At 49.0% G+C, this 25,364-nt stretch carries 20 protein-coding genes; 7 read left to right on the top strand and 13 right to left on the bottom strand.

Annotated elements, in window-relative coordinates; all coding sequences use genetic code 11:
• Window positions 1-139 precede the first annotated feature (139 nt).
• Window positions 140-2,788 carry a chloride channel protein gene (locus tag ACJ2PR_RS19795; RefSeq protein WP_446878254.1) on the bottom strand — a complete coding sequence of 883 codons (2,649 nt, stop codon included), beginning with the start codon at window positions 2,786-2,788 and terminating at the stop codon, window positions 140-142.
• A gap of 83 nt (window positions 2,789-2,871) precedes the next feature.
• On the bottom strand, window positions 2,872-4,197 hold the full coding sequence (locus ACJ2PR_RS19790) for an ATP-binding protein (protein ID WP_446878253.1): 1,326 nt from the start codon (window positions 4,195-4,197) through the stop codon (window positions 2,872-2,874).
• A gap of 968 nt (window positions 4,198-5,165) precedes the next feature.
• Between ACJ2PR_RS19790 and ACJ2PR_RS19785 the strand changes: the two genes are divergently transcribed.
• A complete protein-coding gene (locus ACJ2PR_RS19785) occupies window positions 5,166-5,948 on the top strand; it encodes a hypothetical protein (RefSeq protein ID WP_446878252.1) in 783 nt (260 codons plus the stop codon).
• Between the two features lie 5 nt (window positions 5,949-5,953).
• Here the strand turns inward: ACJ2PR_RS19785 and ACJ2PR_RS19780 are convergent, their stop codons facing one another.
• Together ACJ2PR_RS19780 and ACJ2PR_RS19775 are read right to left on the bottom strand one after the other, a co-directional pair.
• Window positions 5,954-7,165, bottom strand: a complete 1,212-nt coding sequence (locus tag ACJ2PR_RS19780; protein ID WP_446878251.1) for a tellurite resistance TerB C-terminal domain-containing protein — start codon at window positions 7,163-7,165, stop codon at window positions 5,954-5,956.
• A 126-nt stretch (window positions 7,166-7,291) separates the two neighbouring features.
• On the bottom strand, window positions 7,292-8,542 hold the full coding sequence (locus ACJ2PR_RS19775; protein WP_446878250.1) for an MFS transporter: 1,251 nt from the start codon (window positions 8,540-8,542) through the stop codon (window positions 7,292-7,294).
• Between the two features lie 113 nt (window positions 8,543-8,655).
• Here ACJ2PR_RS19775 and ACJ2PR_RS19770 point away from each other — a divergent pair, with 113 nt between their 5' ends.
• On the top strand, window positions 8,656-8,907 hold the full coding sequence (locus ACJ2PR_RS19770) for a hypothetical protein (protein ID WP_446878249.1): 252 nt from the start codon (window positions 8,656-8,658) through the stop codon (window positions 8,905-8,907).
• Between the two features lie 29 nt (window positions 8,908-8,936).
• Here the strand turns inward: ACJ2PR_RS19770 and gyrA are convergent, their stop codons facing one another.
• Window positions 8,937-11,513 carry a DNA gyrase subunit A gene (gyrA, locus tag ACJ2PR_RS19765; RefSeq protein ID WP_446878248.1) on the bottom strand — a complete coding sequence of 859 codons (2,577 nt, stop codon included), beginning with the start codon at window positions 11,511-11,513 and terminating at the stop codon, window positions 8,937-8,939.
• A gap of 158 nt (window positions 11,514-11,671) precedes the next feature.
• Between gyrA and ACJ2PR_RS19760 the strand changes: the two genes are divergently transcribed.
• The 3 genes from ACJ2PR_RS19760 to ACJ2PR_RS19750 all read left to right on the top strand — a co-directional run bounded on the left by ACJ2PR_RS19760 (window position 11,672) and on the right by ACJ2PR_RS19750 (window position 13,328).
• The gene (locus ACJ2PR_RS19760) at window positions 11,672-12,070 is read left to right on the top strand and encodes a response regulator (protein WP_446861566.1); all 399 of its coding nucleotides are present in this window, start codon (window positions 11,672-11,674) and stop codon (window positions 12,068-12,070) included.
• 123 nt (window positions 12,071-12,193) lie between these two features.
• Window positions 12,194-12,589, top strand: coding sequence for a response regulator (locus tag ACJ2PR_RS19755; RefSeq protein ID WP_446861565.1), 396 nt, complete (start codon window positions 12,194-12,196; stop codon window positions 12,587-12,589).
• 7 nt (window positions 12,590-12,596) lie between these two features.
• Window positions 12,597-13,328, top strand: coding sequence for a DUF4340 domain-containing protein (locus ACJ2PR_RS19750; protein ID WP_446878247.1), 732 nt, complete (start codon window positions 12,597-12,599; stop codon window positions 13,326-13,328).
• 695 nt (window positions 13,329-14,023) lie between these two features.
• On the opposite strand, the gene ACJ2PR_RS19745 is transcribed toward ACJ2PR_RS19750, so the two are convergent.
• The 3 genes from ACJ2PR_RS19745 to ACJ2PR_RS19735 all read right to left on the bottom strand — a co-directional run bounded on the left by ACJ2PR_RS19745 (window position 14,024) and on the right by ACJ2PR_RS19735 (window position 18,183).
• Window positions 14,024-14,944 (bottom strand): TIR domain-containing protein, encoded by a 921-nt coding sequence (locus ACJ2PR_RS19745; RefSeq protein WP_446878246.1) that lies wholly within the window; start codon window positions 14,942-14,944, stop codon window positions 14,024-14,026.
• A gap of 191 nt (window positions 14,945-15,135) precedes the next feature.
• Window positions 15,136-16,665: a carotenoid oxygenase family protein gene (locus tag ACJ2PR_RS19740; RefSeq protein WP_446878245.1), complete on the bottom strand. Its 1,530-nt coding sequence runs from the start codon at window positions 16,663-16,665 to the stop codon at window positions 15,136-15,138.
• A 54-nt stretch (window positions 16,666-16,719) separates the two neighbouring features.
• A complete protein-coding gene (locus tag ACJ2PR_RS19735) occupies window positions 16,720-18,183 on the bottom strand; it encodes a folate/biopterin family MFS transporter (protein ID WP_446878244.1) in 1,464 nt (487 codons plus the stop codon).
• 194 nt (window positions 18,184-18,377) lie between these two features.
• Between ACJ2PR_RS19735 and ACJ2PR_RS19730 the strand changes: the two genes are divergently transcribed.
• Entirely contained in the window at window positions 18,378-18,554 is a 177-nt protein-coding gene (locus ACJ2PR_RS19730) for a chlorophyll a/b-binding protein (protein WP_446861560.1), read from the top strand.
• A 204-nt stretch (window positions 18,555-18,758) separates the two neighbouring features.
• Here the strand turns inward: ACJ2PR_RS19730 and ACJ2PR_RS19725 are convergent, their stop codons facing one another.
• Window positions 18,759-19,187, bottom strand: a complete 429-nt coding sequence (locus ACJ2PR_RS19725; protein ID WP_446878243.1) for an ester cyclase — start codon at window positions 19,185-19,187, stop codon at window positions 18,759-18,761.
• A gap of 85 nt (window positions 19,188-19,272) precedes the next feature.
• Here ACJ2PR_RS19725 and ACJ2PR_RS19720 point away from each other — a divergent pair, with 85 nt between their 5' ends.
• Window positions 19,273-19,848: a TetR/AcrR family transcriptional regulator gene (locus tag ACJ2PR_RS19720; protein WP_446878242.1), complete on the top strand. Its 576-nt coding sequence runs from the start codon at window positions 19,273-19,275 to the stop codon at window positions 19,846-19,848.
• A gap of 235 nt (window positions 19,849-20,083) precedes the next feature.
• On the opposite strand, the gene rpoD is transcribed toward ACJ2PR_RS19720, so the two are convergent.
• The 4 genes from rpoD to ACJ2PR_RS19700 all read right to left on the bottom strand — a co-directional run bounded on the left by rpoD (window position 20,084) and on the right by ACJ2PR_RS19700 (window position 25,304).
• A complete protein-coding gene (rpoD, locus tag ACJ2PR_RS19715; RefSeq protein ID WP_446861558.1) occupies window positions 20,084-21,217 on the bottom strand; it encodes an RNA polymerase sigma factor RpoD in 1,134 nt (377 codons plus the stop codon).
• A 1,127-nt stretch (window positions 21,218-22,344) separates the two neighbouring features.
• On the bottom strand, window positions 22,345-23,022 hold the full coding sequence (locus ACJ2PR_RS19710) for a polysaccharide deacetylase family protein (protein ID WP_446878241.1): 678 nt from the start codon (window positions 23,020-23,022) through the stop codon (window positions 22,345-22,347).
• Between the two features lie 58 nt (window positions 23,023-23,080).
• Window positions 23,081-23,476, bottom strand: coding sequence for a response regulator (locus ACJ2PR_RS19705; protein ID WP_446861556.1), 396 nt, complete (start codon window positions 23,474-23,476; stop codon window positions 23,081-23,083).
• Between the two features lie 541 nt (window positions 23,477-24,017).
• Complete coding sequence (locus ACJ2PR_RS19700) at window positions 24,018-25,304, bottom strand: FAD-dependent hydroxylase (protein WP_446878240.1); 1,287 nt, start codon at window positions 25,302-25,304, stop codon at window positions 24,018-24,020.
• Between the last annotated feature and the right edge of the window lie 60 nt (window positions 25,305-25,364).

Below are 25,364 nucleotides of genomic sequence, written 5' to 3'. Positions count from 1 at the left end.
GAAACCCTGCTCAATTGAACTCGCTCTCGCAACCCCAAAAATATGCTCATCCCCTCCACAAAATCACCGAACCGACAGATTTCTGGCTTGACCCAACGAGAATCTCACCCCTCTCGCAAAGCGTGTCGAAGACAACCCCTCACCCGATCGCTCCTCTCACCAAAATCACCGTACAGTCACAGCGTCGAGCAATCTCTTCGGGAATGTTGCCGTTAATCGCTTGTTGCAGCAGTCCTTCGCGAGTGGCACCCAAAACGATCACATCGCACTGATCTTTTTGGGCCAGGTCGATCACCGCTTCAGACACCGAATTGGCACAAACCGCAGTCAGCGCAACCGGACAATTTAAGCGAGTGCCTAAGTAAGTCATCGCATCATCGAGCGCCGCCGCATCGGGCAGATTGCGATCGGGGTAATGCACCTGACACAGACAAATTTCGGGACGGTGAGCTAACTGAGTCAACGCAGGCAACAGACGAATCGCTTGACGAGAATTGGGGCCGCCCGCTGTGGGAACAAGCCAGCGATCGCAGGGGAAGTTCTTCAGTTTTTGATGACTCCCTCTGTATTCTCCACTGCCAAATTTGATCAAGATGACATCACAACTAGCTTGCCGAATCATCGTATCGACGACGTTACCAAAGACACGACCGGGAGTTGTCGTAAGCCCTTTCCAGCCCATGATGATCAGATCAATATGGCGCTCTTTGATCACTTCTAAAATCGTGTGGGCAATGTCATGTGTCACCCGAACCTGAGTGTGAACGGGAATTTGCCACTTTTCGCCCAGCCGAGAAGCGTGTTTGAGCAAGCGACGACTGATGGTTGTAGAAACAGAAGTTTCCGCAGGGGCTTGATAGCGGGGCACGAGAATTACTTGCAGACATTCCAACTCGTAGTGACGATCGTGAGCAATCGCCGCCGCCATTTGTAATAAAGATTCTGCGGTCTGAGGATTGGCGATCGGCACCAACAATCGACCCCGACCGATCGCCGGAGAACGGGTTTGATACACCACGTAGGAGGGTTCTGGTTGTGGGCCAGTCTGTTGGGTCGTGCCGCTGAGTTTGTCGGATTCGGCTCGAATGATGTCGGCGCGGGTGATGATCCCGATTAGTTTGCGGCGATCGACGACGGGCAAGCGGCTAATTTTATAGCGATTCAGCAGATAGAGAACCTGCGTCAACGGGTCAATTGGAGTCACCGTTACAGGCTGCGGAGTCATCACCGTTTCGAGAAGCTGATCGCCGACTTGCCGTTCGTGAATGTTGGCGAGATCGGTTTGGGTGACAATCCCGACGAGTTTGCCGTCATCCACAACCGGAAAGCCTCGATGGTGCGATCGTGAGAATGCCTGAATCGCTTCGTCTAAACTGATTTGACTGGATAACGTCTCAACCCGACGCTGCATAATGTCGGCTGCTGTCAGACCGGATAATCGATGGTCGATCGCTTCACTTTTTTGCAAGCTGATCCCATTCCAATCGAGCAGATGTTTGTAGATCGAGCCGCCATAAATGCTTTCGGCCACCAGATAAGCAGTGACAGACCCGATCATCAGAGGCAAAACGAGATTGAAATCGGTGGTCATCTCAAAGACGATCACGATCGCCGTAATGGGCCCTCTCGTCACCGCACTAAAAAAGGCTCCCATGCCCGCCAGCGCACAGGTTGTCACCAATCCATCTCCCACCCCCAGTCCCAGAGGAAGTCCTGACACCGCTTGCAAAGTTTGAGCCGCCGTACTGACTAGATAGCCGAGCGCCGATCCGAGAATCAGCGATGGAGCAAACAGTCCCCCTGGCGCACCCGACCCAAACGCCACCAGCGTCAGAATAAACTTCATCACAAAAATCACGGCGGTCATCTTCCAGCCCAGTTCGCTGGTCAGCCACACTTCTTGCAGACTGGCGTTGTCTCGCATCGCAGCAGGCAACAAAGCCACAACTGTCCCAGAAATTAACCCCGCACAGGCGACTCTCAAAGGCAGTCCGACGGGCATCAGTTGCCGATTGAGCGCCAAACTCAACAAAATTCCTCGACTAAACAGCGCCCCCAACAGCCCCGCCAAAACGCCCAACACCATGAAAATGGGAATTTCTGCTACCGCAAAATTGGTGTACTCAATCAGCCCACTTGCATTGACATTCAGCCCTTGTCCGCCGAGCAATCGAGACACCACAGCCCCGATAAATGAGGCTAAGATTGCCGTCCCCAAAGTCAGCCCAGATACATCTTGCAGCAGTTCTTCGACCACAAAGAGAACGCCTGCGATCGGTGCATTAAATCCGGCGGCTAATCCGGCGGCTGCGCCTGCGGCCATGAGTTGTCGTCGATGGTCGGGAGACGTGGGCACCCAAATGCTGAGTTGGGCTGCGATCGCCGCTCCGATTTGCACTGTGGGCCCTTGTCGTCCCAGCGTGAGTCCTGATCCTAGTGACAAAAGCGTGCTGAGAAGTTTGACCAGCGCCACCCGTGCATTGAGCGCAACCGGAGCGTAACCCAGGGCCGCTTTGACTTGAGGAATGCCACTTCCTGACGCTTCGGGGGCTGCCCGTTCGATCAGCAAGCCTGCGAACAAACTGCCCAAAAGCCCGATCGCAGGCAGCACCACCCAGACCGGATACTCATGGGCAATTTGTAACCGCCAGCCGCTAATCCAGGCGACTCCTTGTTTGAGCGAAACTGCCGCCAGACCCGAAATCAATCCAATCAGACAGGCCTCAAAGATCGCAAGCTGCTTGGGCTGAAGAAGCCGCACGAACGAGGAAGAGAGAAGAGGCCGCATAGCGCAAAGAGAAAGAGGGACGATGGGAAAATGAAGCGTTCCGTCAGTCTGTTGCTATTACGATAGTTGGTTTTTGCGGCGCGCTAAACAGTGAACTCGGCAAATTCTCCTTGGGGGTCGGCTTGGGGCAGTTTGGGCTTGACCGATTGAAACTGGGTGCTTTGGAGGAGTTGAGCGATCGACAGGTGAGGATTTTGATACAGCAGATTCAAGACGGTCATAAAGTCGCGGACAATCTCGCCGGGTGTGATCAGTTTATCGGCTCCGATGCGATCGCCCATCACTTTTAAGAATTCCTGTAAATCCTGGGTGGACATTCCTTTAGCGTAGTTGTAGTGAGTTTTATGAAGCTCGGTGAGTCGCTGGAGCAGTTGTAATATTTGCGATCGTGTCAGCGGTTCTAGACGAATTACGGGAGCGATCGTATCGACCAGACCAGATTGGTGAGTTAGCCGACTTTCTGCGGTGCGTCGTTGCCAAGCCGGGTCGCTATATAGTCCTCGTCGCGGGTCTTCTAGAAACTGAGGAGTGCCGCCGATCAAGATTCCCAGATGTCCGACGCGCCCCTGCATGGTGTCGTTAAACATCGCCAACAGCTTGTCATAGTTATTTTGCCGCGAAACCGTCGTCGTAATCTTAAATAAGTGAATCACCTCATCTAAAACGATGATCAATCCCTTGTAGCCAATGTCCGCTACAAATCGCGCCAGCAGCTTGATGTAGTCGTACCAGGTTTCATCATCAATGATCACCCGCACCCCCAGCGCCGCCTTAGATTCTGTTTTGGTTGAAAATTCTCCTCGAAGCCAGCGTAGGGCCGATTCCTTTCGGGTGTCGTCATCGTTGCGATAGCCTGACCAGTAAGCGATGATCACGTTGGCAAATTCAAATCCATTTACCAGGTCGGCGACATCCTGCGTCACTTCTCGAATTTTGGCTTCTACGTGAGCATCAAAGCCCTGGTCGTTTGGCTTCAACCCTGTCTTCTGAGCCACCTGAGTTTGAATGGCGGCAATCCAGCGTTCTAAAATTGTGGACAGCGCCCCACCATCCGGACGGCTCTTGGTTGCTAAATTGTGCATCAACTCTCGATAGGTGGCGATGCTGGCTCCATTTCCTCCAGAGAGGCGACGATCGGGCGTAATATCTGCGTCTGCTACGACAAACCCCTGCTCGATGGCACTACTTCTCAACAATTGCAGCGTAAAGCTTTTTCCTGCCCCATAGCGACCGATCACAAACCGAAAGGCGGCTCCTCCAGCGGCAATGTTGTCTAGATCCTGCTGAAGGGTTGCCAGTTCTTTTTCTCGCCCTACGGCGATTTGGTCGAGTCCCAATCGTGGCACAACGCCTGCGCCCAATGCATTCATTAGAGCAGTCGAGACTCGTTTTGATTTGAGCGGTGCCATAGGATGTTTAGAAAAAGATCAGAACGTGAAGCTGAGTCGCCACTAGCGTATCACTCGCCTGTTATTTTAATCGCGATCGTCCGTTGCAACAGACTAACCAGATCGCAAAGTGACGCTATTTAAGGGATCGTCGCATCTTGATCGTTTGAAGTGTCCTCGATCGCACCCTGAGAAATTTGGAGATCCTTGTTTAACCTCTCTTAAAAAGAGAGAAAAGTCAGTAAATTGCTAAGTGGCTTTATGTTCTGGAAACGCCGCATCTTAGTGTCTCTCAATCTCCAAGATTAGCTTTGAATTCGGGTTTCGCCCTTTTTAAGAGAAGCTAGGGGGAGCCGACAGCCAGTAACTCACCAAAAATATTGACTTGCGATCGACGGAGACTGATCAATGCGGAAAAGCGGAGCGATCGCGTTAGGTGATTAAGCGTTAAATAGATAAAAAAGCAATCAATGAAAGGCGGAAAAAACTAAATGAATTGTCTGTCTATGCTGCTAATTTTTGCTACAGCATTATTCCAAAAAACTAACAATAGCGGCATTACTGACTTATCAGGAGTTTCACAAAAACTTTAGAGAAATTCATTAAAAATCCATAGATTTACGATTTCCTCATAAACTTTTCCGGGTACCACTTACACTTTCAATAAATTAAAACTATCTTGTAGCAGACAGAAGAAGCAATCTTGTGCGCCAACACTTCAGGGTGTTTGGAATCAACTCAGGGGATTGGAGACTCGATCATTCAATCATCTTTACTTTTTCAACTCGCTGGGTAAAACATCTCAGTTAAAACCCGCAAACAGGGAGCATTTTATCCGGGGATGTCGTCAAAGTTTGAGTAGTAATGACTAAGTAATACGGGTGAAAGTTTTATAAAGCTTCTCCAGACCGTTTGACTTCACCGTCGGAGTCTTTTTCCATACCGATTAGTTCCTGAATTTATATCGCACTTTCGCCGAGGGAAGCCTCATGCTCAAGCAATTTAAACCTGCGCTGGCAACCATTGGGGCTGCTGTCATTACGATCGTTACGACTGCCACTGCCAACGCAGTCATTGTGAATCCTGTTTATCAAGTCGATGACGGCACCACTGATGGCACCATTGGGTTAAACGATTGTGCCTCAGTAACGTCGGGCCAAGTGTTAGGCGACCTAACGTGGCTCAATGAGTTTAATACTGAGCCAAACGGAGATTGGATTAAATCAGTCTCGATCTCTTGGGGGATGCCCGCTGTAAATCCTTGTCTCGGTCAGCCACTAGTCAGCATTGATGCTCAACCCGCCAAACTGTCTCTATATCAATTTGACGAGGCGACAGAAACGCTGAATCTGCTGACTCAAGTCGAGACAACCGCGAAGGCATTGGGGACAGATGTCTTTGACACGATCGACTTTGACCGACCCACGCAGGTGAAAGGGCGTTTCTTTATTGGCGCACTGCTTCCCAATCAGGTTGCGGGGCAGTTTCCAGCAGCGTTTGATACAACTGTTCTAAAGGGTCAATCGTGGCTTGGCTTTAATAGCCGTTTTCCTCTTCCGGGTACTCCTCCTCAACCCAACTTTGACGGTTCGTTTCCCCTAAACACGATTAGTAAATTTGAGGGAAACTGGCTGCTGCGGGCCAACAGCACTAAAAATCCAAATCCTCCCGTTCAATCAGTCCCGGAGTCGAATCCGGCGATCGGTCTGTTGGCGATCGGTGCATTAGGAACGGGAGCCGTACTCAAGCGCAAATTGCGAAAGAATAACTAAAGTTTCTATCGCTTGGCGATGCGGGCGATGATGAGCGTCTGAACAGTTTTGAGATATTCCTGGGCGATCGTCGGCAGGGTTGAGCCTGATCCAGGTTCGAGAATCATGTCGCCGATCGTATCCAAAGCCCGTTCGTTAATCGAGTCGATCAGCAGTTCGGGCATGGTCAGATTGGCTTCGGCAATTTTCTTTAAAGCAGGATTGGGATTGGTTTGCTCGGCGATCGCTCTCAATGCTTGAAACTCAAACTCTGGAAGCCCGGTAATCATCTGTGTCCATTCGTCAGGCGGTGCAGCAGACCGCAGGCGAGAAGAGGATGGCTTGAGCGGCGAGGATTTTGCGTTGAGTTCGTTTTGCAGAAGGGCGATCGCCTGGTCAAGCGAGTCTTTTTCGCTGCGGCGATCGAGAATTTGGGTTTCTAGCTGGCTTAACTCAACGTGGAGCGAAGAAATTTGTAGCTGTAGCTGCTCGATCGCCGTCTGCAACGATTTTGATCCGGTTTCGACCTGTTGACGTTTGGGTTCGGCGGCGCTGAGAAATTGGTTAAGCTCCGATCGATAGCGCTCTAGTTCTTGTAGTTGGGGGCGGAGTTTTGATAAATCTGCTTCAAACTGTTGTTTTTGGGTCGTTAAGTGGTGGATGTCTTGCAGAATCTGTTCTTTGAGATTTCTTTGCTCTAGAATTTGTGCCTGGGTCTGGTTGAGTTCTGCTTGAGTGGTGGTGAGGCTGAGTTCGGCGCGCTGTTTGGCGGTTAGCGTGGCCGCGAGAGAACGATTTAACGCTGCCTCCTGAGTTTCAAGCTGCTGAATTTTGGTTTGCAGGCCAAAAGCTGGATTTTGCGGCGATTTTGTCTGAGTTTGAGGGGCGGCAAGATTCCAACTGACGCGCGGAGGCTGCCAGGATGGTAACGCTGAATTTGCCGCTTGGGGAGGAGGAAGGGTGGCAAGACGATCGCGTTCCTCCATCAAAACCGTCAGTTCGTCATAAGTCTCTGCTCGTCGCCGCTGCAAACTGCGGATGTGCATCATCAATTCCTCGGCCCGCTGCTGAAAGAGACGCTGGTAACGACGTTCTGACACCGCCGCCCCAACCAGACTGGCAACCAGGGTAATCAGTCCCGTGGAAACGGCTCGACCAAAGTCCCTCCCGGTCAGCAAACTGAGACAAAAGCTGACCACCAGGGCGATGAAACTGAGGAGAAGGCGGCTTTTGAACATGGCGATCGGCTTCGGAGGGAGGAGGGAAGGGGGAGGAGGGAGGAGGGAGGAGGGAGGAAAGAATTGCTTGATGGGTGGGTGAGGGGCGATCGTTCTGATTTTTTGGGTGGAAGTTGGCTGCTGAAATTAGCCGGGTTGATTTGCCTTTTTGAGTAAGCGATCGAAGACCTGCAAGATCCAGATAGCGAGGATAACACTTAGGGACAGGAACAGCCAAAAATGATTGGCCACGGTAGGAGACTGATCCAATGCCCAACCCCCTAGAGGCGGCCCGATAAAGTAGCCGATCGCCCAACATTGAGAATTGACACCTAGATAAACGCCGCGCAGCGATTCGGGAGCGAGTTCGACGACGAGGGCAGACGCGACCGGGGTGTACGTAACAGTTGCGATCGCCAACACGCTCAACGCTAAGACCGCCCAAATGAGGTGAAAGCTAGAAGCGCTGCCTGTAATGCTAATAAGAAAAAATCCTAACCCCCAGATCAAGGCAGACAGCATCAACACTTGGGGACGACGCAACCGATTAAGAAAGCGGGCGATCGGAAGTTGGCACACCACAGAAAAGACTAGATACCAGGCAAACAACGCGCTGATGGTGGCGGGGGCAAATCCTTTTTGAGCATCACCCATCCGCAAAAAATTGGTGAAGTAAAGTGGAGCCGTGCTGTCAACTTGCACAATATAGCTGGTAAACATGATGTTGACGATCGCGTAGATCAGCAGGCGACGATCGCTTAGAGCCGTTTTCCAACCCGATTGAGTAGATTGTTTTTCGTGAGACGGATTGGTTTCGGCAATTGAGCGATAGATGACAGCAAAGAAGACTAAAAATGAAATGCCATCCACGATAAAGAGCGATCGATAGACTCCGGTTGTACTGATTACCAGACCGCCAAAAACCACGCCCAGTCCTAAGCCCAGCGCATCTGATAAGCGCGTAATCGAGTAGGCTTCGTTGCGTTGATCCGGCGTGGTCAAGTCAGCAACAACGGCTTCGGTGGCGGGCCAATATAGTCCCATGCCCATCCCCATGAGCAGATTGCCGATCACGAAAGCGGGGAAACTGTTGGCAAACGCCAGATTAAAGGAGGCGATCGCCGAAATCACCGCCGACAACAACAGTGTTCGTCTTCTTCCCCAAAAAGCAGAATCCGCGAATGAGCCACCCAGCGCCCGTCCGATCACGCCAGAAATCGAAGCACTCCCGATGCCCAGTCCGACCTGTGTGGCAGACAATCCGACCTGATTGACGAAAAAAATGGGGGCGTAGAACAGCGTAAATCCTGTTCCAACTTGAGACAGCAGACGACCGAGGGCCAAAATCCAGACCTGAGCCGGGAGACGAGGCAGAAAAGCAGGCAGAGAAAGTTTCATGAACTAACAAAGAGGGGACTTGTGCAAGGTTCCAGTTTCTACTGAAATGTTGCTCCTCATACCTATCGTGCGATCGTTTCCTCACACATCTTGCCTACGACAGGAAAAAATTCATGAACGATGAACCGACTTCCTGCATAACTCCTCAAGGCGTTGCTGAATCATGGGATGAATTGCCCAAATGCAAAGGGGAACTAAATGTTCAAACTCCTCCAATTTTGGGGGATTTAGGGGGCGAAAAGATTAACAACTCCCACACATTCATCCCTTCAATCAGCAACGCCCGCCTCAACCTGGTGAATAACTTCGCAGCTATCAGCCTGCCTTTGCACACTCAACCAATTTTACCAGTTGCACAAAGATAGGCTTTGGCTACCATAATTGCGAATTCAGGTCACTCATCCTCCATCTGATCGCTCAGTAGAATTGGCAAACTGACGCTGATAATTCGCTCTGTTTTGTCAAGTTTGACCAAGCGATCGCCCTTCTCGTCTTTGCCCTTCACTTCAATCTCATCGACATCAATGCGCGCCAGATGATTCTCATTCGTCAATAGAAACACCAACGCTTCGGGCAACGCTGCTACGATTCCTGCGAGTGCATCTGTGCGATTGGTAAACGAGAAGACCTGTGTACCGAGTTCGCCAGGATTGGCCCGACGCAGCGCACGAACAGGCATTTGCTTGACATACCCCTGCTCAGACACCATTAGGAATGTATCTTCTAACAGCGCGATCGCCCAGCCAACAATCTTTTCTTTTTTGCTGACCCGCATTCCAGAACTGCCCTGGGACGTGCGAGTGGCGATCGGAAGCTGTAGATCATTCACTTCAAAGCGCAGCACTCGACCGCTCGACGTGGCCAAAATTACCTGTTCACCAATCTGCGTTAAGCTTGCCAGTTGTAGTTGGTCATCATCTTTGAGTTTGAGCGCTGTTAAACCGCGACCTGTCAGGTCTGCAAATTCGGTCAGCGCCAATCGTTTGATTCGTCCCTGTTGCGTCAGCAATAAGAGAAACTGATCGTCCAAACTTTCGGGCAAAATAAAGCTGCCTGCGATCGAGTCTGGTTCCCCTTGAGCCGAGTTTGGAAGCAACGTCACTAAAGGAGTGCCGCGCGATCTACCCGACGCTTGAGGAATCTCAGACACTTTTACCGGATACGCTTTTCCGTTGCGCGTCATCACAACTAGCGTTTCATTGGTTGTTGTATATTGCGTTTGCACACCAAAGTCTTCACCGTCCTCTAAACCATTTGTCGCACTGTGATCGTTTCGACCTCGGCTCTGTTTGTCGTAGGCTTTGGGAGAGTATCGCCGCACGTATCCCCGCTGTGTGATTTCGACGACTGTTTCTTGGGCTTCTTCGAGTTCGATCGCTAACGAAAAATCATTCTGAGCTTTGGGTTTTGAGCGTTGAGCATCCGGTGTTGACTCTTCTAGGCTGACGGGCTGTTCTCCTGTGAGAATTTTGGTGCGGCGATCGTCGGCATATTTTTTTCGCAGAGCGCGCAGATCTTTCTTCAACGCCTTGAGCAGTTCGCGGCGATCGCCCAATAATTTCCGCAACTCCTTCATCTGCACGGTCAGTTCATCAAATTCGGTTTGCAGACTTTGGCGCTCCATCGCAGTCAATCGGCGCAACGGCATCGAGAGAATCGCATCAGACTGACGATCGCTCAGATCCAACCGTTCTTGAAGCTGAAGTTTTGCGGTACTGCCATCGGGCGCATTGCGAAGAATGTCGATCACCACGTCCAAATTAGACAAGGCTTTCAGCCGACCTTCGACGACGTGACTTTGATTTTCTGCCTGGTCTAACTCGTGTCGATAACGGCGAGTCAGCGTCGATTCTCTAAAGCTGAGGAATTCTTGGAGCAGTTCTCTCAGGGTCAGTTGTTTGGGCTGACCGTTGCTCAAAGCCAGCAAAATTACGCCAAAATTGCTTTGCAGGGCAGTTTGTCGATGCAGCGCATTCAGAACTTTTTGAGGATTTGCATCTCGCCGCAACTCGATTACGACTCGGATACCATCGCGATCGCTTTCATCCCGCAGATCCCCAATCCCGTCGATTTTTCCCTGGTTGACCAGTTCAGCAATCTTCTCGATCAGGGCGGCCTTATTCACTTGAAAGGGCAGTTCGCTAATAATAATCGCCGTGCGTTTTTGCTTGCCGCGACCCACATTCACTTCTTCGATGCTGGTCACGCCTCGCACCGGAATGCTGCCTCGACCAGTGGTGTAGGCATCTCGTACCCCTTCGGTACTAATAATTTCGCCCCCCGTTGGAAAGTCGGGAGCCGGAATCAGCGCAAATAATTTCTCATCCGAGAGGTCAGGATTATCGATCAGCGCGATCAGCCCGTCCACCACTTCGCCCAGATTGTGAGGCGGAATATTCGTGGCCATTCCCACCGCAATTCCGGAACTGCCGTTGAGCAGGAGAATGGGTAACTGTGCGGGGAGAACGGTCGGTTCTTGTTGTGAATTGTCAAAGTTGCCGATAAATTCGACGGTGGCTTCTCCGATTTCGGTGAGCAAAGCTTCGTTGCCGATCGGGGCCAGCCTCGTCTCGGTATACCGCATCGCCGCCGGAGGATCATTATCGACCGAGCCAAAATTTCCGTGACCTCCCAGTAAAGGATAACGACTCGAAAAGTCCTGCACCAGACGCACCAGGGCATCATAAACAGATTGATCCCCGTGAGGATGGTACTTACCCAACACATCCCCCACTACCCGCGCACATTTACGGTAAGGGCGATCGGGGACTAGCCCCAACTCATGCATTGCGTATAAAATCCGACGATGAACTGGCTTGAGACCATCCCGCACATCGGGCAACGCTCGACCCACAATCACGCTCATGGCGTATTCCAGATACGATTGTTGCATCTCCGTATGTAGGGCAGTCGTGATAACCTGTCCTGTTGGGAGAATGTTTAACTGAGTCGTGTCTATCCGTCGCGCCATGAGCCTTGTCCCTTCGTTCCGAACGTTACAAATCTTTGTTCTAACTTCAGTGTAATCACACTTACCATGCTTGCACCCTTAAAGGTCTTATCCCTGTTGAGCGACAACGCAACCTATCGAGTAATTTTTTCGTCTGACTCCCAAAGAGGAATTCGCGTATGAAAACCGTTTTAATTGTGGAGGATGATTTGATCAATGCTCGTGTTTTCTCCAAAATTTTGACGAAGCGGGGCGGGTTGGCGGTCAAGCATACCGAAGATGTGGAAGAGGTGATTCAGATTGCCCAGGCGGGAGAAGCGGATATTATTTTGATGGATGTGTCGCTGTCGCGCAGTGTTTACCAGGGCAAATCGATGAATGGCATTCAACTCACCCAACTGCTGAAGGCCGATCGCCAAACTTCGACGCTGCCGATCATTTTGGTCACAGCCCACGCGATGGAGGGCGATCGCGAAACCTTCCTTCAGCAAAGTGGCGCAGACGGCTACATCTCGAAGCCAGTGGTCGATCACCAGGCGTTTGTCGATCAGATTGTGGCACTGTTGCCGGGTGGGTGAGTTCATGAGGGGTGCAAACGCAGGGCTATGTAGATACACTCGTACTACTTTATTTTCATTTTAGCAAGTCCAACTTTATATATTTTGGTTGGGTCAGTCGCCAAAAGTACGGAGAACAGCCAGATGGCAACAGTTTTGATTGTGGACGATGATCCAGGAAATGTACGGGTTTTTTCTGCCGTTCTTAAAAGACGGGGCGGGTTGGCGGTCAAATTTACTGAGAATGTTGAGGAAGTGTTGCAGATTGCCCAGGCGCGATCGGCGGATTTGATTTTGATGGATGTGTCGCTGTCGCGCAGTCTCTATCAGGGCAGAATGGTGGACGGCATTCAAATCACTCAAATGTTGAAGAACGATCCGCAAACCTCTGACCTACCTGTGATTTTGCTGACGGCTCATGCGATGGATGGCGATCGCGAAAAATTTCTCCAGCAAAGCGGCGCAGACGGCTACATTTCCAAGCCTGTCCTTGATCATCAAGTTTTTGTGGATGAGATCATGGCGCTATTGCCCTCGTAATTTTGCTATGAAATTTCAAAAAACGCCTTTAATTCTGCTGTTTAGCGCCCTGGTATTGGGTGGTTTTGTCTACTTTTACGAACTCAAAAAAGAGCCTCCGTCAACCGAAACTCAATCTGAATCCAGCCCTATTTTTGCCTTCAAAGAAGAAGACGTTCAGGCTTTCACCATTCAAACGTCAAAGCAGACGTTCAGTTTTGAGAAAATTCCTGTCAGTCAGAAGGGGACATCTTGGCAAATGACCGCACCAGAGAAGACCCTTGCGGATGCTGGATCGGTTGCCTTTTTGCTGAATTTGATAGCGACGAGTCGGAGCGATCGTACCCTTCCCACGCCTGTCACTCGCAAGTCAGAATTTGGATTGGAACCTGCTGCTTCCACGATCGAGATTAGACTTGGTAACCAAAAAACTCATCGCCTGCTCCTCGGCAAGCCCAATTTTAACCGCAGTTTTCTCTACGCCCTGGTCGATCCTCCTGCAAAACCGGATCAGGATTTGAACGTGCTGCTGGTGCCGATCGAGTTTCAAAGTGCTGTTGACCGACCGATCGCCGAATGGAAGCAACTCAAAGAGAAGCCAAAAGCCAGTCCGACTCCGATCGCTTCCCCGTCTCCCACTGCAAGTCCGACCAGTTCACCCACTCCAACTTCGACCAGTTCGCCCATCTCTAGCCCCGGCGCATCGTCCAGCCCGACCAGTTCCCCGACCCCCAAAAATTCACCCAGTCCAAGCAATTAACTCAACTTTATCTATTTGAAAGTAGAAGGCTTCTAAAGCCTATTGGAAGAGCAACTGATCGCTCAAACTTTTGGGAGCTTCGGCTTACAAACCAGGATTGCAAAAAGTCAAAGGTGGATTTGAGACACCAGAACTGCCTTCACTTTGGCTTTCTAGCCTTTGGATAAAGTAGAGCAAATTTGGAATATGTTTGATCTCTGAATTCTAAGATTTGTTCTTAAATGAAATTGTCATGTTTTCAAGTGTTCTCCGGAAATTTCCGGGTTGTCTGATTGCGTCTGTGAAATTTAGATAGTTGACTCTAAAAAGAATTGCTATCTATCATGTCTAACTCTGAAGAATCAAAGCCATCCTCAAAAGTAGAACTATGCGAGAAGTTGAATCAACTTGTTGTTGAAAAGCAACAGGAAGAACTACAGCTTCGACAAGCTCAGAATAGTGTACAGCCAGAGCAAAGTAAGGATAAAGGCTGAATTCATTACGCCACTTCTATTACTAGCTCCGGATGTTTTGAATCCAACCAGTACAGGTGAATGAAAACTGCTAGTTAAGGTTCTTCACATGTCTAAGGATAGATTGCTTAAAAAACTGGATCAATACGTGAAGGAAAAGTTAACCCTAGAGCATCGTATTAGACAGTTACAGCAGAAAATTAACGAAATTGAAAGGCAGTTAGGCGGGTAAAGGCGAGATTTCTAGGAGAGCCGACGGATTAGATAGTCAAAGCGTTCTCTGACTTCTGTGGCAACTTCTCTAGAAATTTCTTCAGGAATTCTGTCTTTAATCAATGTGAATGCTGAACTGTAAGCGCTAATTGGTAACGATGGAGAAAATGGAGGTTCAGTGAGTAAAGTGCGACTTTCAGAATAAAAACTGTAGTAAAGCAACTCTAAATATTTCTCAATTTCCCAGTAAAACTGCTCGATCATAGACATTTCTAGTTCGCTCAATTCACTCTTTCGGGCGATGATTTGCTGACCTACTTTTTGAGCTAAAAGCTTTCTATTCGTGAGCCAATCCAAAACCTTCTTATAGTCAGGGGACAGATCACCAATCATCTGACGCTCAATGTCAGAAATATTTTGTTCAAGTCGCTTTAATCTCATCTGTCCATCTTTGACTTGAGCTTGATTTCTGTTTTGTTGTTGATTCTCATTACGTTCTTCAATGAGTCTTTCAACAATTGCCCGAATTCCTTGAGCAACATCATAAAAAGCTTCATCCAAGTTGTCCCAAGTTGTAATTGGCTTTGCATTTTTTGGAAGAGCTTGAAGCTTGCTAAATGGAGCATTCTGCCAATCAACGGGCCGCAGGATAATTGGAATGACACAAGCTTCCTTTGCTTCATGACGCTGCATTGCTCGTTTAAGTTCAATGCCCCAACAGTAATTGGAGTTGATAAAAGCACTGCTAACTAGCAGCAAAATAATGTCCGCTGTGCCCAGGTTCTCGTCAATTTGATTCGCCCACTCCGTTCCTGCTCCAATCTGACGATCGTGCCAAGCTGAAATCACACCTTGCCTCTTCAAACCTGCAAGATGACTCGCCAGTTCATCCCTTAAACCCTCATCTCGATGAGCGTAGGAGAAAAAAACCTGGATGGACTCTCCCACCATTTTAGCTTTTGAGTAGATACTTTCCTTTGAGGAAATTATACCCTCATGTGCTTTAGTTCACAATCTCTTGACTTTATCCAAATTAGACCGCATAGCAGATCAGGTCAAACCGATTGCCGAGCCGGACTTCTGGTATTTTCACCATGTCAGTGTTTGAGCTAGAGAACTGACAGTTTTCAGACATCCATTCTTTAAGACTCAAAATAATTTGGCGTGAAGCTGCCGTGTAGTCCGTAGGGAACGTGGTGTTTGAGATGGAGACGAGCGATCGCGCCTTTTTCTAGGTCTTTGGCATCGAGAATGACAACATCGGTACGATCGTGTTCGCTGTCATAAACCATTGTGAATAACCAGCCGTCATCTTCATCGCCTTGAAGTTCGGTGTAAAGTCCTGACGAGTTGGCAGTTCCACGCGGCACAAAGACAGGTTCTCCCACATAGCCATTGGGCGCAGCGCTCCAGAGTTGACGATTGTTCGATTCGACATCTACTTTGAGAATGGCTTGAAGGGGCGCATTGCCTTCTGATGGGTGAGCCGCTCCTAGATAGGCATAGCGATGTTTACGTCCTGCTTTTGCCGGATGCACAAACGGAAATTCACAGCAGCGAGATTCTAATAGCTGACGCTGAACTTCTTTCGTCTCTGAATTCATGCGAAACCGCCACAACTGACCAGGGGCGAGCGCTTCAAACTTGGTTTCCCGATAGTCAGCACCCGGTTCAACAGAGGGCAAATTGTCGTAGCAAACAGAATCGATAATAATTTCGTCGCCCTGCTCGTAAGCGTTGGCGTGGTGAAAAACAAACCCAGACTGCGTTTCGAGAACGATCGGTTTGGGGCGAGATGTCGTATCGCGAGGAATCAAAATCACCTTAGTCGGCTGGTCAGGTTGAAATTGAATACATTCCCCCGCCGATCGCGTCCCCATCAAAAACGGCAGCGGATTGAACTTAACCGGATTTTGGAAAAAGATGCAGTAGTTGGGCGTGATTGCAAAGTCATGAATGAAGGCAAATCCCGGCACCGGGTAGTCATGACGACGCACCACTTGACCTTCGACATCCAATTCGTAAATATTGATCGTGAAAGACAGTCCCGCTTTGATCGAGAAATTCACCAAACAGGGTGCGCCGTTGTCAAACTGTGAAGACGGATCAATCCAGGGATGTGCTGCGAACGATCCACCGGGTTGAATGGCACCGTCAAAGAACTCTAGCCCCAGGGTTTCGAGCGATCGCGGGTCGAGTCGATGCGGTTCTGCGGCTTCCCACAGGGCGAGTAGTTTGCCGCCCCAGTAAAGGATTTGAGTATTCGCAATGTTTTTAATCTTGGTATCAAAAATGTTTGCCAGCCAGCCCCCAGGCTTTTGGGTGCCAAACACACCTCTGTGCAAAATCTTTCCGGCTTTCTGTTCAGCAACGTATCCCTCAGTGCGAACAAAGCGATTGCGAAAGTGTGCCCGACCGTTTCTGAAAGCGATCGCGCAAATCATTCCATCTCCATCAAACGGATGCTGAATTCGCTCTCCATTGACATCCAATAAGCCGGGGCCATTGCGATAGAGCGTTCCTTCTAACTCAGGTGGAATTTCGCCTTCTATGTCATCAATCCAGTAATCATATTCCTGTTCTAGAGAGCGATAGCCCTTTTGCCACTCTTCTGTGTTGTAGGACGTAATTGGAATAGTAGAAGCGTGTTCGTAAAGTTGAAACCCTTGCATAACCCTTCGCGTTTAAATTCTTTTTACCGACGTATCAAACAAGCAATCTACAATCTATTCTATCGTTTCCTCGACAGCCCTTGGTCTCTTCGACTTACCCGCCAAGGGGCGCGACAACTCTGAAACCAAATCCGGCAGAAATGGCTGTGCCAAATGCTTGGAGGCCGACGGATCGGAGTCGATCGCGAGAGTAGCTTGAGTCGATTCGCTCAGTTCGTCGTTCGCCGCAGGCAACCACCCCAAAAACGGCAGCGGCAACAGCGTCGTTAGATTGGTGATCACCACCAACACCCAGAGCTTGTCAAAGTTTGACTCATTCACGCCCAGCCAGTGAGTCAACACTGCACCAAACTCGTAGGAAACCAACCCCGCTAGATTCACGACTGACATTAACAAAGCAAACAGTGTCGCTTCTACTCCCAGAGGGCAGAGTCTCGCTGCCAAAACCAGCACAGGCATGTAGGCAATCTGTCCCAGAGCCGTCAACACCAAACTGTCACCCAGACTAAACCAGCGATCGTCGATTCCGATCGTTCGATTGGCATGGGTCACCAGCAGCAACATCGTCATTCCCAGGACAGAAGAAAGGACGATCGACCAGCCAAAAATCTTTCTAAATGGAACGGCCTTCAAAAAGCGCTGATAGAGCCAAATTCCCATCAAGGCTGCCACACTCGTCACTAACCGAACTCGTCCCAAAAACTCAGGCTCAAATCCCAACTCATTCGTCGAGAAGTAGAAAAAGGCTGATTCTGCTGTGGGAGTCGCCTGCCAGAGAAAGAGAAAAACCGTTGGCATCCAGATCGCTTTTTGAGTGACGGCCTGTTTGAGTTGCCCCAATTGATTCCGAACGATCGCCCAATCTGGCTTCTCACTAACGGGATCTTCGGCAATCAGCCAGGCTACCGCCGATACAATCAGCGGAAAGGTCGCCGTAATCGCAAACACCGTCCGCGTGTCGAACTGTTGTAACAACGCACCACTAAAGTACGCAGTCATCAAGCCCCCCACCGCAGACGACCCCCAACAAAGGGCTTGCAGCGATCCTGCCCCACTGACCGATTCATTTCGCGCCCGTTCGACCACCAAAGAATCGACAATTACATCACTAATGGCGATCGACATGGAGCCAAGCGCGATCGTCAAGGTGGCCGCTAAGGGGGAGTGAACGATCGTCGCCAATGCAACCCAGGAAGCTGCGCCCAAAAAGCCCGATAGCACCAGATAAGGCCGCCGTCTATAGCCAAAAATGGGCAACCCATCCGAGACAAAGCCAAACAGCGGCTTGATCATCCAGGGCAGGGCGACAATCCCCAACAGGGCAGATACATCCGCTGGACTCAGCCCCAACTCGTCTTTCAAGAAAAAGCTGACTGCCAGACGCGACAATCCAACGATTCCTTGTACAAAGTAGACCAGCAGGATTGCGATCAGCTCGGTTGAGGGTTCGTGACCAAAGAAGAGTTTCTCTATCAGCGAGTCTTTGAGCTTGGTTAAACTGGAGGAGGATACAATCATTGATGATTTGTTACAAATATCAATCAATAGTTCCCATGATAGCGGCATATGCCAGAGAAGCTGAAAACCCCGTACATCTCGTCATATATAAGAGAAACTTATCACAGACTTCAGAGATTTGGAGTTAATACTTTGACACTTTCTGTAATATTGCTTTACATTAGAGAAAGCTAATGCGTTCAAGAGTAACAGTCATGACTACAAACAAAGTAACTGCTCCCGTTGTCGAAGACCGCAATGCTTGGAAATTTGGTTTCACTCCCCAAGCAGAGCTTTGGAATGGTCGGTTTGCCATGATCGGTTTCGTCGCTGCTCTCATCACTGAATATTTCTCTCACGAAGGTGTGCTTCGCTTCCTAGGTCTGATGTAGGTTTCCTTTCAGTTAAGTTTTGGTCAACCTTAAAAGCTAGTTGATCGGGTTCTTCTCACGAAGGGCCCGTTTTTTTATGGCCATAGTGGTCAGGTTAGAGTTGCCCAACCGTTCCTGCTGAGGGACTGCAAGTAGCCCCTACGAGCCAATTAGCTAATAACTCCGCTCCAGCAGAGTTGTTAGCTGACTGGCAACTACCTGAATCTAGGCTGGCATAAGCCCAAGCTGCTGCATCACTTCCAGCAAATTGCACTCGTACCACCACTCCACAATCTTCCCGTCAGCAATCCGAAGCAAAGTGAAATCGTTAACTTTGACAGATTTACCTGTTGGCGGAGTTCCCAAAAACATGCCTGTGTGGGTTCCCTGGATAGTCGTGCGATAGACAATTTTGTCGCCTTCAGCAATCACATCTTCCATCGTGTGATGAATATCAGGAAATCCTTGAAAGAGAGTCTTGTTGAATACTTTGTTTGCTTCTAATCCGACGATTGGTTCTGCTGCACTGTTGAAATAATGCACAACGTTCACACTCACTAATTCATCCCAGGTTCTTGTCCAATTAGGCTTTGTGCCCCACCCATCTTGAGCGAAGCGTAGCGCGATCGACTTATTTTGTTCAGTTTGGGTCATTATGTTTTTCCTCTTTTGATTTACCATGCAGTCGTGTATGGTAGAACTGTAGCAACCTCATTAGAGAGTGTCAATACACTACTGTATGGAAAAAGAGACTGGATCAAAACTAGGTCGGCAAGACTGGCTGACGATCGGTATCCAAACCCTCATAGAAAAAGGGATTGAGGCAGTTCGGGTTGATCCTTTAGCCAAATTATTAAATGTGACCAGAGGCAGTTTTTATTGGCACTTTAAAAACCGGGACGACCTCTTGGAAGAAATATTGCATGAGTGGGAAGCTCGTAATACCAAAAGCATTATCGAGCAGATTGATGGCTTAAACAGTTCTCCTAACGCCAAGTTATTGAGTTTGTTGGAGGTTGCTGCCGAAGACAATAATTTCTTAGAAAAGGCTGTCCGAGTTTGGTCATTCAACGATGTTAAGGCGGCAGCAGCGATCGCGCGCGTTGACAAACAGCGATTAGATTATCTCCAGAATTTGTTTCTACAGCTTGGATTTTCAGAGATAGACTCCAAAGTACGTGCCCAAATCGCTTACTCTGTAAGGCTAGGTTGGTTTGTTATGGCATCTTCAAGCTATGCATCAGAGCGTTTGACGGAAATTAGACTCATTCACACTATCTTGACTCAAACAAATAATATTGAAGCAATGCCCTAATTGCTAACCTAAGAATCTCGAAATCAAAGGCTCCGCAATTTGATTCTTCATCATCCTTAAAATGAGAGTCAAGGTTGCGATCGTCAGCCTGATAAAACTGAAGAATAATCTCTGTAGGTTGTTCGATTGTCATGAACTGCTCAATCTTTACTTTTTTCACTATCCAGGATCTTCCAAAAATAAAAGATCCAGTAGTTTTGTCGCCACTGGATCTCTCAAATTTGTGAACTGAAAATTATCGGATGTATTCCTTCAAAACGCTGTTGCGGTTGGGGTGACGCAACTTACGGAGGGCTTTGGCCTCTATTTGGCGAATCCGCTCACGAGTCACATTGAAGATTTGTCCGATTTCTTCTAGCGTCTTCATGCGACCGTCATCCAGACCGTAGCGCAATCTCAGCACATCTTTCTCGCGAGGGCTGAGGGTTGCCAAAACGCCTTCCAAATCTTCGCGCAGCAGATTTTTGGACACTTGATCTTCAGGAGTTTCGCCGTCTGACTCGATGAAATCACCCAAACGAGAATCTTCTTCCTTCCCGATCGGCGTTTCCAACGAAATCGGCAACTGAGCAGACTTGGCGATGAACCGCAGCTTCTCGATCGTCATCTCCATGCGAGTTGCAATCTCTTCTTCTGTCGGCTTGCGACCCATTTCTTGAGACAGCAGCTTGGTCGTCTTCTTGATGCGAGAAATGGTTTCGTACAAGTGAACCGGAAGGCGAATCGTCCGAGACTGGTCTGCGATCGCTCTGGTGATCGCCTGACGAATCCACCAGGTGGCGTAGGTTGAGAACTTGTAGCCCTTTTCGTGGTCAAACTTTTCAGCCGCCCGAATTAGCCCCAGACTGCCTTCTTGAATCAAATCCTGGAAGGACAGACCCCGGTTCATATACTTCTTGGCGATCGACACCACCAATCGCAGGTTAGACTGCACCATCTTATCTTTGGCCCGACGACCCAGATGCAAGCGATGTCTGAAGGCAGTCAGAGGCATGTTCACCTCCACAGCCCATTCTTTATCTTGAGGATCACGGTTCAACTTTTCAGCCAGCCGAACTCTAATTCTTTCGAGTTCTAGCAGATCTGCGATTTTGCGCGCGAGTTCAATTTCTTCGTCAGCCCGAAGGAGGCGAATCCGACCAATTTCCTGCAAATACAGTCGAATTGAGTCTTCGGTGTAGTGCTTTTTCTTGGCTTGCGCTCGTCGGCGGGCGGTCTGGGCCTTGCCTGACTTACCGTCATCATCAGCTTGCGCGTCAGAGTCGTCAGAGTCGTCTTCTAGGTCATAAAGCTCAACCTCGGTGTCGAGGGCTTCATCAGAAGGACTAGTGATGCCGAGTGCTTCGAGTACGTCGTTGGCCTGGGTCATGCCGCGTTCCTCATGCTCCTTAGATAGTGAAAGTGGAAAAAATTAAGCATTGGAGAACGATAGTCGTTCAATTCTAACTGCGGTAAGGCTGTCAGTTGTTCCCTGCTTTGACTGGTTGCAAGGTACGCGGGGACGTAGCTTTGAGCAACCCATTTTGTTGACCATGAGAAAGTGGAGGTACACTGCTTCCCCAACCAAATATCTGTTGCTGGGTAGAGGCACCGATGCACAGTTCGCTATTGTCAAGTGTTTTAAATGTCTCCCCGATTGTAGCTTTTCTCACAAAAGTTGCACCCTTTTTCTGTTGCTTCATCTGCAAAGTTGAGAGAATAACGGATTCAAATCTTACTTGCTCCACGCTGTTGCAGTGACAAGAAGGCAGGTGCCAATGGGACTAAGGTTCCTGCAAGGAGACAAAGATTAATGGGCATAATCGCTGTTTCCAGGTGCTTCAGCAGGAAGTTCTGCCTGTGTATTAAGTCTCGCTCAAGTACCACCCCCACATCAACTTAACGATCGCGAAACTGTGAATTTACGGCTCTTAATGTAACGTTAGCCCAGTTTCATAAGTTTGATCCAGCCTATTCATTAAGTTAGATGATCTTTTTGAACTTCTGTGGTGGAAAAATGATCCGCCTTAATCATTTCATCCTACTCAATGCCGTCAGGTCTCCATTCTTGGAAGTATACAAGCTGTAACCGGGTGGGCGATATGCGATTAGAAGTTTTGATGAACCAGATTTCAATTCATCAAAAAATATGTCCTAGGGTCATGGATTAGATAAGCCTGACGAATCGATTTGTACCTATGAAAACAAAACTGACCTTTACAGATTAAGGTGCTCCTCTATTTTGTAAAGGCTTTGTAAAGGCAGACTCTTCTAGCCGGGGTTTGAGCCGCTAACCAAAATTACAGGTTCAGTCGATCGCAAATCAACATTTTTAGTCGGCCGTTAGCGTCTATCCCGCTTCAAAAGGCAGGGAATTGATAGAGTGTCACCCCCTGAAGTATTGACTTGAGATAAAGCGATCGACTGACTTTTTTCTTCTTTTAGGGGGAGTTAGGGGAGATCTTCCAAGATTTCAAGCTGCGATCAAGGACGCTGCAAACAACGTGGGGCAAAGAATTATCGAGGCAATGCAGCGCACCACAAATCGTTAATAGTCGCAAACTGATAGCCCTGCTCTCTCAATGCTGGAATCAAGCGATCGACCGTCTCCGCCACGTCTCGTCCGCCAAAGTATCCATCATGAAGTACAATCACCGAGCCATTTTGCGCCTGAGTCAGCACCCGTTGCACCACAGTCGAAACGCCAGGATGCACCCAGTCTTCTGGCACCACGCTCCACATGACGGGTCGATAGCCCCACTCGGTCAACCGACGAATAGTTTTGGGCGTAAACAAGCCATTGGGCGGGCGAACATCAATCAGCTTGTCAGAAGAAATTTGACAGGCTTGTGTGATGGCTCTCTGGGTTTTCTCTAATTCTTGTTTGAGTTCGGAGGGCTGCATTGCTGCAAAAGACCGATGATCGTAGCCGTGCAGTCCGAGCCAGTGCCCCTCTTCATAGATCGCCTGAGCGAGGTGAGGAGCGCGATCGACGCACACCCCCAGGCAAAAAAAACTCGCTGAGATTTGATGTCGCTGTAAAACCTCTAGCAGAGCAGACGTGTGCTGGGGGTAGGGGCCATCGTCAAATGTCAGGGCAATTTTAGGCGTTTCTTGACATCCGGCCCAGAGACAGTCGGGAAATCTGGGCTTTAAAACCCGATGAATCAGGGGATAAAGAGGAGCGAATTGCATAGCTAGTTTTTGGGGATTGAGCGCTCTTAAAGTTGGGGTCTCAGTCTCCAAGTCTAGTTCAAACAATCGATCGACACAGTTGACGAGCAGAAGCTGACTGAATCAGAGAAAATAACACGTCAAAGCTGAGCGGTTTCACCAGGAAGCCGTCAAACCCTGGATTTTCTTCTTGATGGAGCCAGCTTGGAGCGTGGGAATCACTCAGAGCAACCAGCATAATGTTGTCCGCGTCGGCGATCGTTCTCAATTGACGAACAAAGCTCTGCGACCAATTGCTGTGGTTTCCTTGAACAATCACCAGGCAAGGCGGGTTTTGGCGGACGCGATCGACCGCTCGATCAGGTGAGCTAACAATTTCAACTGGGCATCTCAACCGTCCTAAGAGCGACTCTAGCCCGTGAAAATCTTCGGTCTGATCAACTAAAAGCAGAATATAACTCGACGCGAATTTCATGGCGTAAAATACCAAGTCACTCGCTAATATAGCGGTTGTAAAAACTGCATTTTTTGGATGCTAAATTCATCAACAGCTCTCTCACCTTGCATTTGTAAGATCTGGCTGCTCATTCTTTGCTTCCATATTTCTTAGGGTTTGTATTTTAGTTACTTATATTATTTGACTCTTTAAGGAGATAACCTGTGATCGTTTCCATCAATTACTAAGATAAAAAAGTCATTGATTGTCTATAGGAACTTTATGCAGCAGGCATTTCAAGTCATTTTGTCATCAAGAAAACATTTTCGAGTCAAGCATTTCGTCATTTTTGAAAAAACTTTAGAAGCAACTGGACGAAGGGAAAATAGACTGAAACTATCCGCTAAAGAATAGTGATTTGGAGATCAATCTACAGATTTATTTCGGTTTCATTTTTCCACTTTGATGAAACAGTAGAAGACTATCGATTTGCTTTAGATTTGTTTTGCGTTTTGTTAACGAAAGGGTCAGCGATCGCGCTAATTTCAAATTTGATTTAATCCGTCTTTATCTGTGACTTTTAATCCACCACCAGTTTTTGGACTTGTGCCAGTTGTGGGGTTTTTCCAGTAAGGCCCGTCATCAATCTCAGGGCAAAGGCTTTGAGCGGAAAAATATGCTGTAGCGCCATTAGACCGAGACGACGAACCAGTACGATCGGCAAAATATTATTTGAGAAGACGCGATCGAGTAGATCAGTAAAGCCCAAAATCACCAAATTCTCCCACTTACGCCAGCGTTCGTAGCACTTCAAAACTTTGAGACTGGCGATATCTTCTCCCTGTTGGTGAGCGATTTGCAGAATTTGCGCTAGAGCCGCCGCATCGCGAATTCCCATGTTGATCCCCTGTCCGCCAACGGGATGACAACAATGGGCCGCATCTCCAATCAACGCCAACCCAGACAACACATAATGACTGCTGTGCATTAGCTGCACCGGAAACACGTAGCGCTCTCCCTGGATAGACAATTTGCCCATCTGATCTCCAAAGCGGCGAGTGAGTTGCTCGATAAATTGAGAATCGTCGAGTTGAGCGATCGCTTCTGCTTCAAGTCGAGGAGCCGTCCAAACAATTCGGCATAGATTATTGGGCAACGGCAAAATCGCGAACGGCCCGCTTGACCAAAACCGCTCATAGGCAATGTTGTTGTGAGGTTTTTCTGGTTTGATCGTGGCGACGACACAAGACTGCCAATATTGCCATCCGTGGGTACGAATTCCAGCTTGTTGGCGGAGGGGCGACCGGGCCCCATCGGCTCCCACCACTAATCGAGTCCAAATCTGCCGAACTTCGCCCTCGACCAAAACTTCTAGCCTCGCGCCATTGGGCTGAAAGTCAGTTTTGAGAACTTTTGCAGGACACAACCAGGTGATGTGACTCTGGTGCAGAGCTTTTTGTAAGGCTGTCAGTAAAACGCGGTGTTCTGCAACATATCCAAGGGTTTCAGCGCCCAAGTCTTGTGGCACAAACTGCACCACATTGGGATGATCTGCATCAGATAAACGAATTTTGTGATAGGTGCCGAGCTGAGAACGAATCTGATCCCAAACGCCGATGCCGTCTAAAATGCGACTGGAAAGCGGCGAAATGTTGTAGGCCTGCCCTCTAGCGGTAGCCAGCGATCGCGCCTCAGCCTCAATCAAAACCACACTCAAGCCAGAGTTTCTCAGCGCACAGGCTAACGTAGCGCCAACCACACCGCCCCCCACGATCGCCAGGTCATAATCATAGGGGTCAGAATTCTCGCTCTTTTGATAGGAAGCGGCTTTGAGCGGTGCGCCTCTGTTGATTGGCTTCAGCGTCATGGTTAAAAGCAGATACGAAACTTTACATCCATTGTTACGCGAAGCATCGGGGGGATCAAG

This window comes from Phormidesmis sp. 146-33 (genome assembly GCF_052939515.1).
Note: the sequence above shows the minus strand (reverse complement) of the source record. Positions and strands in the feature narration are given on the sequence as shown.

What these genes read in the sequence shown, in the direction of transcription:
- ACJ2PR_RS19795 (WP_446878254.1), bottom strand. Translation starts at nt 2,788, where the DNA reads ATGCGGCCTCTTCTCTCTTCCTCGTTCGTGCGGCTTCTTCAGCCCAAG.
- ACJ2PR_RS19790 (WP_446878253.1), bottom strand. Translation starts at nt 4,197, where the DNA reads ATGGCACCGCTCAAATCAAAACGAGTCTCGACTGCTCTAATGAATGCA.
- ACJ2PR_RS19785 (WP_446878252.1), top strand. Translation starts at nt 5,166, where the DNA reads ATGCTCAAGCAATTTAAACCTGCGCTGGCAACCATTGGGGCTGCTGTC.
- ACJ2PR_RS19780 (WP_446878251.1), bottom strand. Translation starts at nt 7,165, where the DNA reads ATGTTCAAAAGCCGCCTTCTCCTCAGTTTCATCGCCCTGGTGGTCAGC.
- ACJ2PR_RS19775 (WP_446878250.1), bottom strand. Translation starts at nt 8,542, where the DNA reads ATGAAACTTTCTCTGCCTGCTTTTCTGCCTCGTCTCCCGGCTCAGGTC.
- ACJ2PR_RS19770 (WP_446878249.1), top strand. Translation starts at nt 8,656, where the DNA reads ATGAACGATGAACCGACTTCCTGCATAACTCCTCAAGGCGTTGCTGAA.
- gyrA (WP_446878248.1), bottom strand. Translation starts at nt 11,513, where the DNA reads ATGGCGCGACGGATAGACACGACTCAGTTAAACATTCTCCCAACAGGA.
- ACJ2PR_RS19760 (WP_446861566.1), top strand. Translation starts at nt 11,672, where the DNA reads ATGAAAACCGTTTTAATTGTGGAGGATGATTTGATCAATGCTCGTGTT.
- ACJ2PR_RS19755 (WP_446861565.1), top strand. Translation starts at nt 12,194, where the DNA reads ATGGCAACAGTTTTGATTGTGGACGATGATCCAGGAAATGTACGGGTT.
- ACJ2PR_RS19750 (WP_446878247.1), top strand. Translation starts at nt 12,597, where the DNA reads ATGAAATTTCAAAAAACGCCTTTAATTCTGCTGTTTAGCGCCCTGGTA.
- ACJ2PR_RS19745 (WP_446878246.1), bottom strand. Translation starts at nt 14,944, where the DNA reads ATGGTGGGAGAGTCCATCCAGGTTTTTTTCTCCTACGCTCATCGAGAT.
- ACJ2PR_RS19740 (WP_446878245.1), bottom strand. Translation starts at nt 16,665, where the DNA reads ATGCAAGGGTTTCAACTTTACGAACACGCTTCTACTATTCCAATTACG.
- ACJ2PR_RS19735 (WP_446878244.1), bottom strand. Translation starts at nt 18,183, where the DNA reads ATGATTGTATCCTCCTCCAGTTTAACCAAGCTCAAAGACTCGCTGATA.
- ACJ2PR_RS19730 (WP_446861560.1), top strand. Translation starts at nt 18,378, where the DNA reads ATGACTACAAACAAAGTAACTGCTCCCGTTGTCGAAGACCGCAATGCT.
- ACJ2PR_RS19725 (WP_446878243.1), bottom strand. Translation starts at nt 19,187, where the DNA reads ATGACCCAAACTGAACAAAATAAGTCGATCGCGCTACGCTTCGCTCAA.
- ACJ2PR_RS19720 (WP_446878242.1), top strand. Translation starts at nt 19,273, where the DNA reads ATGGAAAAAGAGACTGGATCAAAACTAGGTCGGCAAGACTGGCTGACG.
- rpoD (WP_446861558.1), bottom strand. Translation starts at nt 21,217, where the DNA reads ATGACCCAGGCCAACGACGTACTCGAAGCACTCGGCATCACTAGTCCT.
- ACJ2PR_RS19710 (WP_446878241.1), bottom strand. Translation starts at nt 23,022, where the DNA reads ATGCAATTCGCTCCTCTTTATCCCCTGATTCATCGGGTTTTAAAGCCC.
- ACJ2PR_RS19705 (WP_446861556.1), bottom strand. Translation starts at nt 23,476, where the DNA reads ATGAAATTCGCGTCGAGTTATATTCTGCTTTTAGTTGATCAGACCGAA.
- ACJ2PR_RS19700 (WP_446878240.1), bottom strand. Translation starts at nt 25,304, where the DNA reads ATGACGCTGAAGCCAATCAACAGAGGCGCACCGCTCAAAGCCGCTTCC.